The 530-nt window shown below is 39.4% G+C and carries 1 protein-coding gene; it reads left to right on the top strand.

All coding sequences use genetic code 11. The features are described 5' to 3' along the window. Nucleotides 1-308: phosphoheptose isomerase family protein (locus tag MKP05_RS21600; RefSeq protein WP_240570177.1), on the top strand; the 308-nt coding region annotated here is incomplete at its 5' end. Nucleotides 309-530: the final 222 nt, after the last annotated feature.

The raw sequence follows: 530 nt of genomic DNA, 5'->3' as shown, positions 1-530 counted from the left end.
ATTTATTTTCAGATGACCCTCATGTTTTTAAATATGAAAAAGACCTTGCTGAAGATATCGCTAAAGACCTGCGAGAAATCAGATCTATTGCCGTTGGTAACATACCGGAAGTTCATCTCCCGAATTCAAACAAAATACTCATAGAAACAACGCATAATAATCCGCTTCAAGCAGTCCCAATAACCATTGTCGGACAGCTGCTCGGGTTGTATAAATCGTTGAACATGGGATTAGATCCAGACAACCCTTCTGTTTCAGGAGCAATCAATCGGGTGGTGCAAGGAGTAGTAATTTATAAGAGACAATAAAAAAAGTGCTGTAAATTGTAGGGTGAAAATTCAACTATCTCGGAGCAAGCCTTTCTGCCGACAAAGGCAGGCCCACAAATTATTAAAACAAAAAAACCTTATTTCTTCTCGATGCAGTCCCGATGGTTCAGGTAAATTAAACCCACTTAGTGGGATTAATTTTCAGGGAGTGAAATTCTCCCGAGCTTGCCAAATAGTTAGTAGAAAAGCCTCTTGAGAAAG

Source organism: Halomonas flagellata (assembly GCF_022487945.1).
GTDB classification, from domain to species: domain Bacteria; phylum Pseudomonadota; class Gammaproteobacteria; order Pseudomonadales; family Halomonadaceae; genus Halomonas; species Halomonas flagellata.
Note: the sequence above shows the minus strand (reverse complement) of the source record. Positions and strands in the feature narration are given on the sequence as shown.